Raw genomic sequence first — 15,992 nt, 5'->3', positions numbered from 1 at the left:
AACCTTGCGGGAGAATGACATGACACTCTTCGAACACGAGAACACGGGCCCCTATGACGTGGCCATCATCGGGGCCGGCCTGGCGGGCCTGGCGGCCGCGCACGCGCTGCGCGACCGGAACATCATCGTCCTCGAGAAAGAGCCGCGCCCGGGGGGCCGCGTCTACACGAAGTCGGCGGGCGAGAGCTTCTACGACCTGGGCGCGGTGTTCGCCTACGACCCCGCGGCGGCGCCGATCGCCCTGCGGACGCCCGCGCTGCACCCCGAGAGCGAGCGCATCGGGCTCTTCGCCCAGGGCAACGTTCACTACGGCACCTCGGTGAGAGAGTGCCTGCGCCAGCTCGACCTGGCGCCGCACGAGCTCGACACGCTCGACGCGTTCGAAACCGACCCCGAGAAGGACGCGAGCACCCTCTTGCCGGGCGCGTACCGGCACCTCAACAGCTTCTTTCGCCTCATTCACCCGGGCGACATGAGAGAGTACCTGCCGCAGCGGCAGCACGACGCCTTCATCAAGTTTCCCACGCGGCACTACGAGACGGCGAACGGCTCGCTCGTCGAGGGGCTGGCGCGGCCGCTCGAGGGCCGGCTCGAGACCGGCGTCGAGGTGCTCTCGCTGACCGAGAAGGGCGGCTCGGTCGAGGTGGTCTTCCGGCGCGGCGAAGAGACCCACACCCTCGCCGCCCGCGCCGTGGTGTGCACGGCGCCGGCGCCGGTGGCGAGGCGGCTCGTCACCACCCTCACCAACGATCGGTGCCGGGTCTTCCTCGATTCGCTCCGGTACGGCGAAGGCACCGTGGTGGTGCTCGGCCTCGAGGGCGCCGACCTCGCCGACTTCAGCTACATCGTCACCCCCGACCTGCCGTTCAACACCGTCATCAAGCACCGGGGGCGAGACGGCAAGCCCGACACCCTCTTCGTGTACTACGTGGGCGAAGCGTCCGAGGCGCTGAGCGGCCTGCCGCACGAAGAGATCGTCCGCCGGACGCTCGAGCACGCCCGCGCGCTGAAGGTCGGCGCGCTCTCCGAGGAGACGCTCCGCTTCGCGGACGTGCACCGCTGGCCCACGGTAGGCCCTCGCATCTCGCCCGCGAGTTACGCCGATTGGACCGACTGGCAGGCCCGCGCCTGCGAGCGCATCTTCTTGGCCGGCGACTACGTCTTCGTCGAGCCAGACAACGTTCTGCCCTTTGGCACGACCCAGGCCTTGCAGTCTGGCAAGAGGGCGGCCGAGAGCGTGCGGGCGTACCTCGACGTGCCGGCCGAGGTCGAGGCGTTTCGCTCGCAGACGTTGATCGAGACGACCATCTACCGACTGGCGGGCGAGCGGCCCGCGTTCGTTCAGACCAAGAGCGAGTGCAACATTTCTTACTACGGGCTACTGCTGCAGGCGAACCCGAGCCGGCCGCTCACCGAATATCTGCTGCAAAGCGCGCGCGAATCGCTGTGGGAGTATCAGGTTGGCTTCGGCGTGACGGCCGACGACAGCCTGCTCGTCTTGGAGGGCCTGCTCGCGGCGGGCGTGGGCCGCGACGTACTTCAGCCGAAGCTAGACCGCCTGGTCGAGCTCTTTTACTCTCGGCCGCAAGGCGCGTTTCACAGCCTGTCGGAGCGCCGGGCCGAGATCAAAGGGTGCGCGCAGGGGCTCGCCGACTACTGGCTCGGGCCCTCCGTGTACGTGTCGGCCCACGCCGGCCACCTCTTGCACCGCGTCGCGCCAGAGCGCTACCCGCAAGAAGTCGGCGCCTGCACGCAGTACGTCGCGGGGCTGCAAGAGCCGGAAGGCTACTGGAGCAGCATCTGGTTCTCTTCGAAGTTCGTGACGACGCTGCACGCCGCCAAGCTCTTGGGCATTCACGGCGAGAGGTACCGCCCCCAGCTATGGCGGGCGACCGCCTTCATTCTCGCGACCCAGGGCCACGACGGCAGCTGGGGCGAGACGGTGCTCGAGACCTCGGCGGCGGTGCTCGCGCTCGAAGCCCTGGGCGAAGCGGGCACGGCCGCGCTCCGGAAGGCAAAATCGTGGCTTCGCGCGCGCAAAAAGCCCGACGGCTGGGAGGGCGAGCCCATGCTCTATTACTGGTTCGAGACGGGGCCCTCCGAGAAGATGTTCTTTCACTGCCGAGACAAGGGGGCCGTCACCTCCGCCTGGGCCACTCTCGCGCTGGCGAACCCAGCGTAACGCCGCACCCCTCTCGGGTGCGCGCGACAGATGCAGACACGAGCCGCCGTGACCGAGGGCGCCGAGGCGCTGGCCGCTCCTCGTGCGCCGCCGCCTCTCGGCCGCCGCGAAGGCGCTATTTCGCTAGCCAGGGGCGGGTTCCGCGACCAAACCGGGCCATCATTTCCCTGGCGCGCGGAGATGAGCTGAGCTGGTTCACCACCACCAGCGGCGTCATCGTCCGCCTTGGCAGGCTCTTCTGGCTTCGCAGCCCGACCTTGGCAGCGGCGCGCTGTGCCGCGCGCCCAGCCCTCACTCCCGGGCCGCCGCGCGGGCCTGCTCGACGCGGCGCAGGCACGTCTCGCGGTTCGCGCGGGCCATGGCTTCCGACACGCGAAGCAGCTCCATGCTCCGCTCGACGGGCATGCAGTAGCTCGTCGCGGCCCACAGCTTCGGGTCGTCGACGCCGAGGAGCGGCTCGATATCGGCCCATATCCGCACGAGCTTGTCGTCGGAGGCCGTGACGATCCGCCGGCCATCCGGGCTGAACGCCGCAGAGTTGACCCCGGCGTCGGAGCCCCGAAGAACGAGGAGCTCGCCCGTGCCGTCGGCGTTCCACAATCGCACGGAGTTGTCGGCAGACGCCGTGACGACGCGCTTGCCGTCAGGGCTGAACTCCGCCCAGAATATCTGGAACTCGTGACCCCGGAGGACGATGGGCCCTCCGGCGCCGTCGGCGTTCCACACGCGCGCGGTCCTGTCCGCAGACGCCGTGACAATGCGCTCGCCATCGGGGCTGAACTCCGCCGACCAGATCCGATCCTCGTGACCCCGAAGGACGATGGGCTCTCCGGTGCCGTCGGCGTTCCACACCCGCACGCTCCCGTCGAGCGATCCGGTGACGAGGCGCTTGCCATCGGGGCTGAACGACACCCACCCGGCCGCCAGGCCGTGACCTCGAAGGACGATGGGCTCTCCGGTGCCGTCGGCGTTCCACACCCGCACCGTCCTGTCGTCCGACGCGGTGGCGACGCGCTTGCCATCGGGGCTGAACGACGCCGAATAGACCCGAGCCTCGTGACCCCGAAGGACGATGGGCTTTCCGGTGCCGTCAGCGCTCCACACCCGCGCGGTCCGGTCCGTCGATGCGGTGGCGATGCGCCTGCCATCGGGGCTGAACTCCGCCGAGAAGACGTCCGCCTCGTGACCACGGAGGATCAGGGGCCTTCCGGTGCCGTCAGCGTTCCACACCCGTACGGTCCTGTCCGCAGACGCCGAGACGATGCGCCTGCCATCGGGGCTGAACGTCGCCATGTTGACCTCCGCCTCGTGGCCGCGGAAGACCTTGATCTCGTTCGTGCCGTCGGCGTTCCACACCCGCGCGGTCTTGTCATTGGACGCCGTGGCGATGCTCTTGCCGTCAGGGCTGAACGCCGCCACATGGATATCCTCCTCGTGGCCGCGGAGGACCAGCGGCTCGCCCGTGCCGTCGGCGTTCCACACCCGCGCGGTCCTGTCGTACGACACGGTGACGATGCGCTTGCCGTCAGGGCTGAACGCCGCCGAATAGACCCGAGCCCCGTGGCCGCGGAGGACCAGGGGCTCGCCCATGCCATCGGCGTTCCACACCCGCGCGGTCCCGTCCTCGGACGCCGTGACGATGCGCTTGCCGTCGGGGCTGAACGCCGCCGCGTTGAGGCCATTCTCGTGACCGCGGAGGACCAGGAGCTCGCCCGCGCCGTTGGCGTCCCACACCCGCGCGGTCCTGTCGTACGACGCGGTGACGATGCGCTTGCCGTCAGGGCTGAACGCCGCCGCATGGATCCCTTCCGCGTGGCCGCGAAGGACGATGGGCTCGCCCGTGCCGTCCGCGTTCCACACCCGCGCGGTCCCGTCCTCGGACGCCGTGACGATGCGCTTGCTATCGGGGCTGAACACCGCCGAGTAGACGCGGTCGGCGTGACCGCGGAGGACGACGGGCTCGCCCGCGCCGTCGGCGTTCCACACCCGGGCGCTCCTGTCGTCCGACGCGGTGACGATGCGCTCGCCGTCAGGGCTGAAGGCCGCCGAGTTGACGGTCGACTCGGGGTCACGAAGGACCACGCGCCCGCCCGTGCCGTCGGCGTTCCACACCCGGACCGTCCTGTCCGCGCAGGCGGTGAGGAGGTGCTTGCCGTCGGGGCTATAGCTCACCCACAGGACGAGGTCCGGATGGCTGAGCACCGCGCGGGCGACCCCGCCGTGCAGCGCCGAGAGCGCGAGGACGGACCACGCGCGCGGCACGTCGGGCGGCTCGACCTCGCGCAAGATCGCGAGCACGGTCGTGGGATCGTCCTGCATCTCGCGGGCGGTCGCCATGCGGGTGGCGTTGCGCGCCTCTCGCGCTTCGACGTGCGCGCGCGCCGCTTCCTGGTCGGCGCGCGTGGCTTGCTGGTTGGCGCGCGCGGCCTGCTGGCTCGCGCGCGCGGCCTGCTGGCTCGCGCGGACCGCCAGGAACGAGACCATGACCGCGATCGCGGTGAGCGTGGCGATCATGCCCGTCGCGAGCCGCCGGCGCAGGCGGCGCGCGCGCTCGCAGAGGGCCACGACCGCCAGGAGATAGCGCTCCTCGCGGAAGCCGAGCTCGGAGCGCCCCCCGTCGCCCTGCGCGGCGCAGCGGCGCTCGTACCACCCTCGAGCGTCCTCCGCCGCGCGGTCGCGCCAGAGCAGCCCCTCGGTGTGGCCGCTCGCCTCCCACTGCTGGGCCGCGGCGCGGAGCCGGGCCAGAAACTCCGCGTCCTGCTCGCTCTCGGCGAGCCACTGCCGGAGCTTCGGCCAGCGCTCGATCAGGGACTCGTGGACCAGCTCCACGGTCGTGCCGTCCCGCTCGCCGACGGCCTGCTCGCCGCCCGTCTCGATGAGCAGGAGCCGCGCGCCGGCCAGGCGCTGGACCACCTGCGCGACCGCGTCGCCCTCGCTGCCTTGCGCCAGATCGCGGAGCTCGTCGAGGCTCACCACGGCGCGCGTGCGCTCGGGTGTGACGAGGCGGAGCAGCACCGCCCGCGCCAGCCGCTGCTCGCGCGACGACAGCGCCGAGAGCACCGCGTCGGCGTGGGCGGACAGGGCGCCGGCCACGCCGCCGAGCTGGTCGTAGCTGTCGCGCGTCAGGAGCCGGCGCTCGCGGTCCCGCGCCTCCCACAGCTTGGTGGCCGTGAACTGCAGGAGCGGCAACGGGCTGCGCGTGCGCTCGAGCGAGCCCAGCATGTGCTCGACCATCTCCGCGGTCTCGAAGCGGTGACCGGCCGTCTCGAGCGGCCTCGTCAGGGCGTCGCGCAAGCCCTCGCGCCCCATCGGGGGCAAGAACGACAGCCCGCGGGTCGCGTCCCGGAGGAAGGCCTGGTCGTCGGCCATGCGCTCGAGGAAGTCCGAGCGGACGGCGAGCAGGGCGCGCAGGGGGGACGAGGCGTCGTCGGCCGCGCCCTCCAGGCAGGCGACGAACGCCGCCCGCTCCTCGGGGGCGGCGCCGAGCGTGTAGAGCTCCTCGAACTGGTCGACGAAGAGCAGGATTCGGCGCCGCTGTCCCTCGCGGCGGCAGCGCGCGCGCAGCCGCGCGCCCAGGGTGCCCGGCTGCGCGCGCAGGGCGGCGACGATGCCATCGTGGTCGAGGCGCTCGGGCGCGCCCGTGAGCGCGCCCCCCTTGGTCTCCGTCTCGGCGACCTGCACGAGCACATCCGCGAGCGCGGCGAGCGGCGCGCGACCGGGGCGCAGGATGAACGCTTCCCAGAGGTCCCCCGACCGCTTCAAGGCCGGGATCACGCCCGCGCGTACGAACGACGACTTGCCCGCCCCGGAGGGCCCGGCGACGACCAGGAGCGGCTGGTGGCGCAGCCGCGCCGTCATGGCGGAGATCTCGCGATCGCGGCCGAAGAACCACGCGGCGTCCGCCTCCTGGAAGGCGGACAGGCCGGCGAACGGGCTCTCGTCCTCGCCCAGCGGGAGCGCCCTCCGGCCGGGCAGGAGCGCCTCGAGCTCGGCGAGCAGCTCCCTGGCCGAGCCGACGCGCTCGGCGCTGCGCTTCTTCAGGCAGCGGTCGACGAGCTCGCCGAGCGCGCCCACGTCGGGGCGCCTGGCGGCCAGGCTGGGCATCGGGGCGGCGAAGTTCACGATGTCCGAGAGCCGCGCGAGCGAGAATGGCTCGAACGGGTGCTCCCCCGCGAGCAGCTCGTACAGGAGGAGGCCCACGGCCCAGAGGTCGGCGCGGGGATCGACGCAGGTGCCCAGCAGCTGCTCGGGCGCCATGTACCGTGGCGTGCCGATGGCCGCGCTGCTCCGGCTCAGGCTGGCGCCTCCGCGGGGCGCCGCCCGCACCCCTGAGAGCGTCGCGGCGTCCTCGGCCTCCATGCGCTTGGCGATGCCGAAATCGAGCACCTTGATGGCGCCGGCGTCGTCGAGGAGGATGTTCTCCGGCTTGAGATCGCGGTGCACGATCCCGAGCTCGTGCGCGCAGACCAGCGCGCGAACGACGGGGATCACGAGCTCGATGGCGACGGCGGGCGCCCTCGGGCAAGGCGGCGTCGCGACGCCCGGCGACCCGGGCGCGCTGGGGTGCTCGCGCTGGGCCATCCACGCGCGCAGCGTGCGCCCTTTGACGTACTCGAGCACGAGGTAGGGATATCCATGGATCTCGTCGACCTCGTGGATGACCACGATGTTCTCGTGCCTGCAGCGCGCCGTGGCCCGCGCCTCGGCCAGGAAGCGCTCGACGGTGTCACCGGTGTACTCGAGGAGGACCTTGATGGCGACCAGGCGGCCGAGCTTCGTGTCGCGGGCCAGGAACACGACCCCCATGCCGCCCCGGCCCAGCGTGCGGATGATCTCGTAATGCTTGAGGGTGCCGCCGACGCCCACGGGCATGTGGCTCGCGCTGGGCTCCGCCCACCCGTCCCTCGTTCCGGCCTGGAGCGGCGTGGCGCCGTGCGCCTGGTCGCCGGAGCTGGCCGGGGTCAACGCGAGCATGACCGTGCGCGCGAAGTCTTCGCTGGACGACTCGGGCGTGCTCTGCTCGTGAGGCTCGATCACCACACGGCGCCGTCCCACGGCGGGATCGACGCAGCCGGCGTTCTCCTGCGTTGTCGCCTGTGCGCCGCTCTCTGGTGCGAAGTTCTGCCGGCCCATCACCACCTCTCCGGCCGCTGCAGCCTCGCGCGGCAGCCTGGGGCGAACGCCGCGCACGGTGGGATCGGCCAGGCGCTCCCGGCTGTCGGGCCCCTGCGCCGCCGGCGGGAGAGCTCGACGAGATGGCCGGTCTGATGCTCGGGCGCCCAACGCGTCGCTGCTCATCGCATCATAGCGTCGCCGTTGCCCCCTGTCCGCCGCAGGCGCGCCCTCGGAGCACCGCGCGGCGCCCTGCCGGACGAGAGCGCCGGGCGGCGCCCCGCCGGACGAGCACCGCATCCAGGCTGGCTGACCGAGGGCGCGCGGGTGGAGGGGCCCCCAGGACAGAACAGGCACGATCACGCGCGCTCCGGCTCAGCTTGTCTCGCAGGTTGCGCCAGGACTAGGCTGTTCGGCGTGGCGCGCCGCGCGGGCGAGCGATGGAGCGAACGAGGCTTTGATTGCCGGCCTCGCTCGGCGAGCACGGTAGAGGCCGATGGCCTGGCTGTGGTTGGCGTGCTCTGAAGGGGCCGCCGTGGCATCCCGGTCCTGGGCGCTTGCGCTCCCGGCAGCAACCGATCGAGCATGACATCAATGAACACGAGCGACGAGCTGACGCAGCTACGCCGGCGTATCGAGGAGCTCGAGCGGAGCGAGGCGCGTTACCGCGGTATCTTCGAGAGCTCCCCGATCTCCCTCTGGGAGGAGGACTGGTCGGCGGTCAGGCGGCACCTCGACCGGATCATCGCGTCGGGCGTCACCGATCTGGACACGCACCTCCGAGCCCATGTCGACGACGTCTTCACGGGCATCGCCCTGGTGAAGATCCTCGACGTGAACAAGGCCACGCTGGAGCTCTGCCGCGCCTCGAGCAAGGAACAGATCCTCGCCGGGCTGTCGGTCATCTTCGACGAGCCCTCGGTGCTGACCTTCCGCCGCGAGCTCGTCGCCTTGGGGAGCGGGGCGACGTCCTTCGAGGAAGAGACGTTCATCTCCACGCTCGACGGAGAGCGGAGGACCGTCACGCTCCGGCTCGCGATGAGCGCGGGCTCCGAGCAGACGTGGGAGCGCTGTTTCGTGTCGCTCCTGGACATCACGGATCGCAAGCGGGCCGAGGAGGCGCTGCGCCAGAGCAAGGAGGAGACCATCCGCGCGCAGATGACCATGCTGGCGCAGCTGTCCACGCCGGTGATCCCCATCAGCGACGACGTCATCGTCATGCCGCTCATCGGGGCGCTGGACCGAGCCCGGATGCAGCAGGCCACGGGCGCGCTCCTCGACGAGCTGCAGCGGCGCTCGGCGAGGGTCGCCATCCTGGACATCACCGGCGTCCCCGGGATGGACGCGGAGGCCACCCACGGGATCCTCCAGGCGGCGGGCGCCGTGCGGCTGCTCGGGGCGAAGGTGGTGCTGACGGGGATCCGCCCGGAGGTCGCGCGGTGCCTGGTCGATCTCGGCTCCGACCTGCCCGACATCGTGACCCGCGGGACCCTGCAAGCCGGGATCGCCTACGCGATGCAGGGCGGCGCCGGGGGACGCTGAAGCGACGGGGGGTGCGAGCCTACGGACCTCGACACCATCAACGCTGGCGAAGACCGAGCGAGGGACGCGGGACGGTGACCGTCGTGCGATGTGCGTCCGGCGACCTGCGGATCGGTCCACACCCGCACGTCGTCTTCCTCGAGGGGCGTACCGCGAAGACGGCGCAGAGCCGTACCGCGAAGCCGGGCCCGTCCTACTCGCGCGTTTCCCGGGCAGAGCTCGTCATTCGCGCGAGCTCCAGGATGGCTTGAACCGTGGCCTCCGGTTGTTCCTCGGCGAGCCAATGACCGGATGCTCCGATCACGACCTGATGGACCTCACCGACCCCATGCTGCTTCAGGTCGTCCGCCAGGACCGGCAGGCTCTGCCCCATCGACGACTCCGCCCCTACGATCCAATGCGGCAGGTCAATGGCCGAAGTCTGCGAGGCGAAGAACTCGCTGTCCGCGTCGAAGGCCCGGTAGAGCTCGAACCCCGCGTGCAGTTGCTCCGGGGTCGAATAGGCGTCGGCGTAGGCCGCGACAGCTTCGTCCGAAATTGCACCCGGGTTCGCGGCGACGTGATCGATGAAGTAGCGGAAGTACTCCACCTGTCGCCCCGCGACGAGAGCTTCGGCCAGGGGCTCCTGGTCGTGAAAATGGAAGTGCCAGACATTCGGCGTTTGCATGAGCGCCTCCCAGGGCGCCAATCCCGGGATCGGGACATCGAGAATCGCGATACCGCCGGCGTCTTCCTCGAACTGTCGCCCGTACGCGTAGGCGACCATGCCACCGATATCGTGGCCGACGATGAGCGGCCGCTCGAGGTTCAACGCCTCGACCAGTTTGTGAATATCTCCTGCAAGGATCTGCTTGCGCCAGTCCTCTTCGGGCGCGGATGAGCCGCCGATGCCGCGCAGGTCCGGGGCGATGACCACATGATCTTCCGCCAGTTCAGGCATGATGCCGCGCCACTCCTCCGAGCTCTGCGGCCATCCGTGGATCAGCACGATCGGCGCGCCAGAGGTCCCGGCGCTCAAATAGCGGAGCGTCTGCTCATCCACCTGGATTGAGCGCTCGCTGACGCCATCTGCCGGAGACGGGTCCGGGAAAGAGCATGAGGCGCAGCCCCAAATCACGAGCGCCAACGACAGGGCGCGTTTTTGGCCAAAGGACGGTTCAACGCTCCGTGATTTCGTCATCGTCCTGACGTAGCGCCGGACGACCCACGGCAGGAGGGGGGCGGCTTTTCCTGAAATTGGCGTCGTCTTCGATCGGGGCGCGGGCGCGCCTCCTGGAGGCGGCCCGGCTGCGCTTCGCCCGCGAGGGCTACGACCTGGCCCCGCACCTGGGAACGGTGGCCACGGGCCTGCCCGGCCGCCCGATGGCGGCTCCTCGGAAGGGTGAGCCCAGCGTCACCCGCGCACCCCGCGGCAGGTCGGGGTCGACGTGTGGCGGGCGGGACCACAGCGGCCGCGCGGCGGGCATCGAAAAAGCGACGCGGCTCAGCCTGCTTTCGGACGGAACGGCTACTGCATGAGCATGGGAACCGCCGAGCCACGACCAGCAGACCGCCGGCTCAGGCTCGTCTCCGCTCAGGCCGACGGGCAGCCCGCGCCCGCGCCCGCCAGCGACGAGGAGCTCCTGCGCGCCTTCCACCGGGGCGAACGCGGGATCGGCCTGCGCCTGTACGAGCACCTGCTCCCCGTGGTCGACCGGACCCTGTACCGGATCCTGGGTTGCCGCGAGCAGGACCACGCCGACCTCGTGCAGGGCGCGTTCGAGCAGATCGTGAGCACGCTCGCGAAGCGCCGCTTCGCGGGGGAGTGCAGCCTGGCGGGCTGGGCGTCCGTCATCGCCTGCCACGTCGGGCTGAGCGCGCTGCGCGCCCGCCGGCGCGAGCGCAAGGTCATCGATCGCGCGCCGGGGCCCTCGGAGGAGACCGGCGCCGCGCCCGAGCCGCCCGCGCAGAGCGCCGACCCCGAGCGGGCGGTGAGCGCGCAGCGCGACCTCGAGGCGCTGCGCCGGCACCTCGCGGCGATGGACGGCGACCGCGCGACCGCGCTGCTGCTCCACGCCATGGGCTATTCTCTCAATGAAATCGCTAACTTGACCGGCGTCTCCGAGGCCGCGGCCCAGTCGCGGCTGTCGCGGGGGCGGCGGGAGCTGAAGGCGCGCTGCGAGCCCGACGCAGCGACGCGACGCGACCCCGATCGGCCCGAGGAGCCACGATGAAGCAGGACGACGTTGACGCCACCCCGGAGGACCGCGCCGATGCGCCCGGCGTGGAGGCCTCGCTGCGGGCGCTTGTCGAGCAGCCGGTGCCGCCGCTGCCCAGGGCCCAGGCGCGGTACCTCCAGCAGCGGATCGCCGGCCGCATCGACCAGCTCGCCGCCGAGGCGGCGGAGCGGCGCGGCCGCGTCGCCCGGCGGAAGCGGGACGCCCTCGTCGCGGCGGCGCTGGCGGCCGCCCTGGCGGCGGCGGTCGCCGGCGTCCTGATCGGGGTCCGGGCGCAGGACGCCTCGCCCACGGCGGCGCAGGTGACGGCGCTCCAGGGCTCGGTCGAGATCGCGGCCGGGGGCGCGACGCGCTCGCCGCCGTCGCTCGCCCTCGTGCCGCTCACGAGCGACGAGGAGCTGCGGACCGGCGAGGGCGCGCGGGCGAAGGCGTCGCTCGCGACGGGCGCGACCGTCGAGGTCGGGCCGTCGACCCGGGTGCGGTTCGCGCCGGTGGGGGCCGGGCGCGACCGCCTCGGCGACGTCGTGACCCTCGAGCAGGGCAGGATCGCCGTCGAGGTGCCGCCGCTGCCGACGGGCGTGACCCTGTCGGTGCGGACCCTGGACGCCGTGGTCACGGTCCACGGGACGCGCTTCTCCGTCGAGCGGCAGCCCGGCGCGGCGGGGGCGCCGGCCGAGACGCGCGTGTCGGTCATGGAAGGTCGGGTCGCCGTGCACAGCGACGCGGCCGAGCGCGCCCTGAGCCCCGGCGAGACGTGGTCGTCCCGCGACGAGGAGCGCCGGGTGGACCAGCCCGCCGACGGGCGGCCGGGCGACGCGCCGGCGCCGCCGCACGGGCAGGAGCAGGACAGCGCCGCCGACGAGGGCGACAAGGGCGGCCGGGCCGGCGAGGGCGGCAAGGCGGAGCCGCGCGCGCCGCGCGAGGCGCCGGCGCGGGCCTCGCTCACGGCCGAGAACGCGCTGCTCCAGAGCGCGATGGCGGCCCGGAGGGGCGGGCAGCCGAGCCGGGCGATCGAGCGGCTCGACCTCCTCCTCGACCGCTACCCGGACTCGCCGCTCGCCGAGATCGCCCGCGTGGAGCGCCTGCGCGCGATCGAGATGCTCGGCGACAAGGAACGCACGGCGGCGGAGGCGCGCCGCTATCTCAAGGACTACCCGCAGGGCTTCGGCCGCGAGGAAGCCACGTCCGCCTCGCGCCCGAGCGGCGCTCGCCGGTGAGCGCCCGAGCGCGGCGCCGTCACGATTTTTGACGAACCCTGCCTGCTCTCGGCGCCTCCGGCGACTTCCACTTTATCAGAGGAACTCACCGCGCCGGCGAGCGGGTTCGCCGGCGGCGGCAGAGGTCGTGCTTGCTCTTCGATTTCGGAGGATCCCGATGCGTTCGTTCGCGTTGACTGCGTGTTTGTGTGGTGGGCTGTTGTCGCTCGCGATCGTCGGCCCGGCGTGTACCGTGCTGGGGACGGGAGATGCGGGCAACAACATGGTCTCCGGGGACGACTGCGCCCCGTCGGACGAGGGAGGGAGCGCGCCGGCGCCGAGCTTCCCGGGGTCCGGCACGTCGGGCGCCGGCGAGCCCATCACCGCCGATCTCGATTCGCTGTCGTGTGGGGCGAGCCGCCTGGGCACCCCGGTGGACGAGACCGCCCAGGTCGACTGCTATTACACGAACAGCAACCCGACGACACCGATGGCCTTCGTCGAGCGGGTCGTCGAGATCGCCGAGAGCGAGGAGCTCGTGCACGTGCGGCTGACGCTCAACCCCGCGTTCGTCGACAACACGTACGGCGAGACCGCCATCGGCTGGGGCGGCGAAGCGCAGCCCGAGCAGCAGCCCGCGCCGGGGCCCGGGCCCGGGCCCGGGGGCGCGCCGAAGCCGAAGGGGCACAAGGGGCACACGTTCAAGGATCTCGTGGGCAGCGACAAGGCCCAGTTCCAGCTGACGGACGGGAAGGGAGAGCTCGTGCTCGACTTCTTCGTCGACTACGTCTCGGTCGACGAGGCGAAGCCGTCGGGCTACGGATCGCTCGGCGTGCTCGGCGGAGAGGGCAAGATGCTCCTCGGAGACGCGGGGGCCGTCGTCGCGGCGACCACCTCGCTCGACCGCGATCTCAACGCGTGCGGGTACGGCGCGTACGTCGTCGACTCCCCGGAGACGGACGAGAGCTACACCCCGAATCCGCAGACGCCGGGCTGGGACTACCGGGTCGTGTACGACGTGTGGGTGAGCGCCTCGGCGTTCGGCGCGGCGGGCTTCGGCGACGCGACCATCAGCTATGTGCACGCGTCGCCGAGCAAGTACCCGTCGGACACGCTCACCGTGACGCCGGGGCCGTGCCCCCCCACGACGTGCGAGGGCGAGGACCCGCCCGCCGGCGAAGGCGGCAGCGATCCCGGCGAGGAGCCGGACGGGGGTGAGGAGTGCAAGGATTCGGGTGGGGAGTGCACGGCGAACACGGACTGCTGCTGGGACAGCGACGTGTGCCTGGCCGGCGTGTGCCAGCCGTTCGAGATTCCCCAGTGAGGCGGCGCTCCCCGGCGCCGGGGCGGCCGTCCGCCCCGGGTCGGGCCGCCCGGCTCAGACCGGGTCGGGGCGGTCCAGCGCGGCGTTGAAGACGGTCGCCGGCACCCGCAGGCGCTCGTCGCTCTCGTAGCGATGGCGCAGCTCGGCGAAGCTCGCGTCGGGCGAGCGCGTGAGCGCGGCGAGCCCGTCGAACAGCGCGAACCGCTCGTCCCCGTGCGGCTCGTTGGGGCGGCTCATCCCGCCCCAGCAATCCCAGGGCAGCATCTCCATGTTGTTGAGCGCGGCCGCGTCGCGCACGATGTTGCCGTCGATGAACCAGTACCCGTGCTCGTCGAGGAAGCCGAACTTCGACGGATCGGCCTCCCCGGCGCGGCACCGCGCCCAGGCGTCGCCCGCGACGACGAAGCGGTCGCGGGGCACGTCGAGCGCGTCGAAGTCGGGGTTCAGCGCCGCCCGCTGGACGTCGTCGAGCTGCGCGTCGACGAGGACCCAGCGCGCCTCGGCGGCGTTCCAGTGCTCGGCGACCCAGTGGTCCATGAAGCTGTCGGGGGAGAAATAGCCGGCGAAGCCGCAGCGCGCCCGGGCGGGGACCCCCTTGGCGCGCAGCAGGGCGACCAGGAGCACCGTGAAGTGGCGGCAATTGCCGACGAGGCGCGCGCCGGGCGGCCGGGCGGCGGAGAGCGGCCGGCCGTCGTGGGCGAGGAGGCGCTCCAGCATCCGGTCCGCCGGACGGAGCTGGGCCTCGCCGCGGCGCTCGTCGGAGAGCTCCACGCCGTAGGCCTGCGCCCAGTGCTGGTGCAGCAGCAGGCCCTGCACGACGCGGACGAGCGAGGCCACGTCGCTCGGCAGCTCGTCGAACCGGGCCGCGTGCGCGCCGCCGGACGTCATCGCGCCGGGGCGCGTGTAAAAGTCGGAGATTTCGTGTGCCGGTGTTGTCATCCGTCGTCCGCGAGGTGTGATGTTCCGGGGGTGCTGCGCGCTGCCCGGTGGAGTCTCCCATCAATTCGGGGGTGCGGGAAGAGCTCGGGGCTGGGTCCGCGGCGCCGAGCCGCCGCGCGGCCGGCCTGCCGCCGGGCGTCCCCCTCCCCGCTTTCGCCGTCAACCGAGGGTTGACGCGGTTGACGTCAGCGGTGTTGAGCGCGCGCCGACCAGCGCGTGCATCCGCGAGAGCTCCACCGGCGCCCCCGTTGACGCCGCCGCCCACGCCGGAAGGCGCCGCGACGACGGCGCGATCGTGCCCGCATGGCGCCTTCCGGCACACCCGTTGCACAGGCGACGTTCGGAAATGTTCTTCTGAGCGAGGTCCTATGTCGACGAGAGCTTTCAATGCGTCTGCCCGGCTCCGGGCCGGTCTCCTGATCTCCGCGGTTTCACTCGTCTGGGCGTGCTCGTCGCCGTCCGACGACGCGCCCTCCGAGGCGGGCGGGAGCACCAGCATCGGCGGCTCGGGAGGCGGGCCTGTCGCCAGCGGAGCGACGGGCTCGAGCACTGCAGGCGCGGGCAGCGGCGGCGTCGGATCCGGCGGTGGCGCGACGAGCTCGAGCAGCGGCGCGACGAGCTCGAGCGCTGCGGCTTCCGGCAGCGGCGGCTCCGGCGGCGGCGCGGCCGCGAGCTCGAGCGGCGCGGGGGGCGGGGGCGTCGTCCCGACCGGCGATCCGATCGACATCCTCAGGGAGTTCACGCCGGCGGACGAAGAGATGGCCGAGGCCTACGAGGGATATATCACCGACGAGGTCGGACCGCTGACCTACGCCACGGAGGGGACGGGGACCGCTCGGACGATCTCCCAGACCATCTTCGTTCCCCCTCATGCCGTGTACGACGGCAAGGGCGAGACGCTGAGCGCCGACGTCGACGCGATGAAATGCGACACATCGAGCGGTGAGCAGGGCGAGAGCCAGCGGCCGTTTTTCCTGCTCGCGCCGGGCGCCAGCGTCAAGAACGTGACCATCACCTACCCCGGCTGCGAGGGGATCCACATGATGGGCGACAACGCGCTCGAGAACATCACCTGGGAGGACGTCGGAGAGGACGCGGCCTCGGTCCGCAGCTACTTCCCCGGCGGGCGCATCACGATCAAGGACAGCAAGGGGTTCAAGGCCGCCGACAAGATGTTCCAGTTCAACGCGCCCTGCGACGTCCGGATCGAGAACTTCACGGGCGCCGAGATGGGCAAGCTCCTGCGCCAGAACGGCGGGACGGAGTTCGAGCTGCGCATCGACCTCAACACCGTCACGGTGACGGGCGTCGTCTCCGCCGTCGTGCAGAGCGACAGCCCGCTCTGCTTCGTCCGTCACCACGACCTCACCTACGAGTTCACGGGCTCGGGCGACAAGAGCGACCGCGTCTTCCGCGATGTTCCGCCGGAGAACATCACCGAGTACTGAGGCTCTCGCTCGCCCGGGTCGCCCGGGCGCTCG

Annotated in this window: 9 protein-coding genes; 6 read left to right on the top strand and 3 right to left on the bottom strand. The window is 71.9% G+C overall.

Annotation, left to right across the window (positions count from 1 at the left end; genetic code table 11):
• Nucleotides 1–19 precede the first annotated feature (19 nt).
• Nucleotides 20–2,182, top strand: coding sequence for an FAD-dependent oxidoreductase (locus WME83_RS05610; protein ID WP_437318221.1), 2,163 nt, complete (start codon nucleotides 20–22; stop codon nucleotides 2,180–2,182).
• A 291-nt stretch (nucleotides 2,183–2,473) separates the two neighbouring features.
• On the opposite strand, the gene WME83_RS05605 is transcribed toward WME83_RS05610, so the two are convergent.
• The gene (locus WME83_RS05605; protein WP_437321968.1) at nucleotides 2,474–7,222 is read right to left on the bottom strand and encodes an nSTAND1 domain-containing NTPase; all 4,749 of its coding nucleotides are present in this window, start codon (nucleotides 7,220–7,222) and stop codon (nucleotides 2,474–2,476) included.
• A gap of 666 nt (nucleotides 7,223–7,888) precedes the next feature.
• On the opposite strand from WME83_RS05605, the gene WME83_RS05600 reads away from it, so the two are divergent.
• Nucleotides 7,889–8,836, top strand: a complete 948-nt coding sequence (locus WME83_RS05600; RefSeq protein WP_437318220.1) for an STAS domain-containing protein — start codon at nucleotides 7,889–7,891, stop codon at nucleotides 8,834–8,836.
• Between the two features lie 193 nt (nucleotides 8,837–9,029).
• Here the strand turns inward: WME83_RS05600 and WME83_RS05595 are convergent, their stop codons facing one another.
• Nucleotides 9,030–10,016 carry an alpha/beta fold hydrolase gene (locus WME83_RS05595; protein WP_437318219.1) on the bottom strand — a complete coding sequence of 329 codons (987 nt, stop codon included), beginning with the start codon at nucleotides 10,014–10,016 and terminating at the stop codon, nucleotides 9,030–9,032.
• A gap of 334 nt (nucleotides 10,017–10,350) precedes the next feature.
• On the opposite strand from WME83_RS05595, the gene WME83_RS05590 reads away from it, so the two are divergent.
• From WME83_RS05590 to WME83_RS05580, 3 genes are all read left to right on the top strand, one after another.
• A complete protein-coding gene (locus WME83_RS05590) occupies nucleotides 10,351–11,049 on the top strand; it encodes an RNA polymerase sigma factor (protein WP_437318218.1) in 699 nt (232 codons plus the stop codon).
• Nucleotides 11,046–12,269, top strand: coding sequence for a FecR domain-containing protein (locus WME83_RS05585; protein ID WP_437318217.1), 1,224 nt, complete (start codon nucleotides 11,046–11,048; stop codon nucleotides 12,267–12,269). Before WME83_RS05590 ends, WME83_RS05585 begins: the two co-directional genes overlap by 4 nt.
• A 199-nt stretch (nucleotides 12,270–12,468) precedes the next feature.
• Nucleotides 12,469–13,572: a hypothetical protein gene (locus tag WME83_RS05580; protein WP_437318216.1), complete on the top strand. Its 1,104-nt coding sequence runs from the start codon at nucleotides 12,469–12,471 to the stop codon at nucleotides 13,570–13,572.
• 54 nt (nucleotides 13,573–13,626) lie between these two features.
• Here WME83_RS05580 and WME83_RS05575 read toward each other — a convergent pair whose 3' ends face one another.
• A complete protein-coding gene (locus WME83_RS05575; RefSeq protein WP_437318215.1) occupies nucleotides 13,627–14,511 on the bottom strand; it encodes a transglutaminase-like domain-containing protein in 885 nt (294 codons plus the stop codon).
• A gap of 368 nt (nucleotides 14,512–14,879) precedes the next feature.
• On the opposite strand from WME83_RS05575, the gene WME83_RS05570 reads away from it, so the two are divergent.
• Entirely contained in the window at nucleotides 14,880–15,959 is a 1,080-nt protein-coding gene (locus WME83_RS05570) for a pectate lyase (protein WP_437318214.1), read from the top strand.
• Nucleotides 15,960–15,992 lie beyond the last annotated feature (33 nt).

The organism is Sorangium sp. So ce385, assembly GCF_051474135.1.
Lineage (GTDB): Bacteria > Myxococcota_A > Polyangia > Polyangiales > Polyangiaceae > Sorangium > Sorangium cellulosum_D.
The sequence above is the reverse complement of the archived record's forward strand: the minus strand, read 5'-3'. Positions and strand labels throughout refer to the sequence as shown.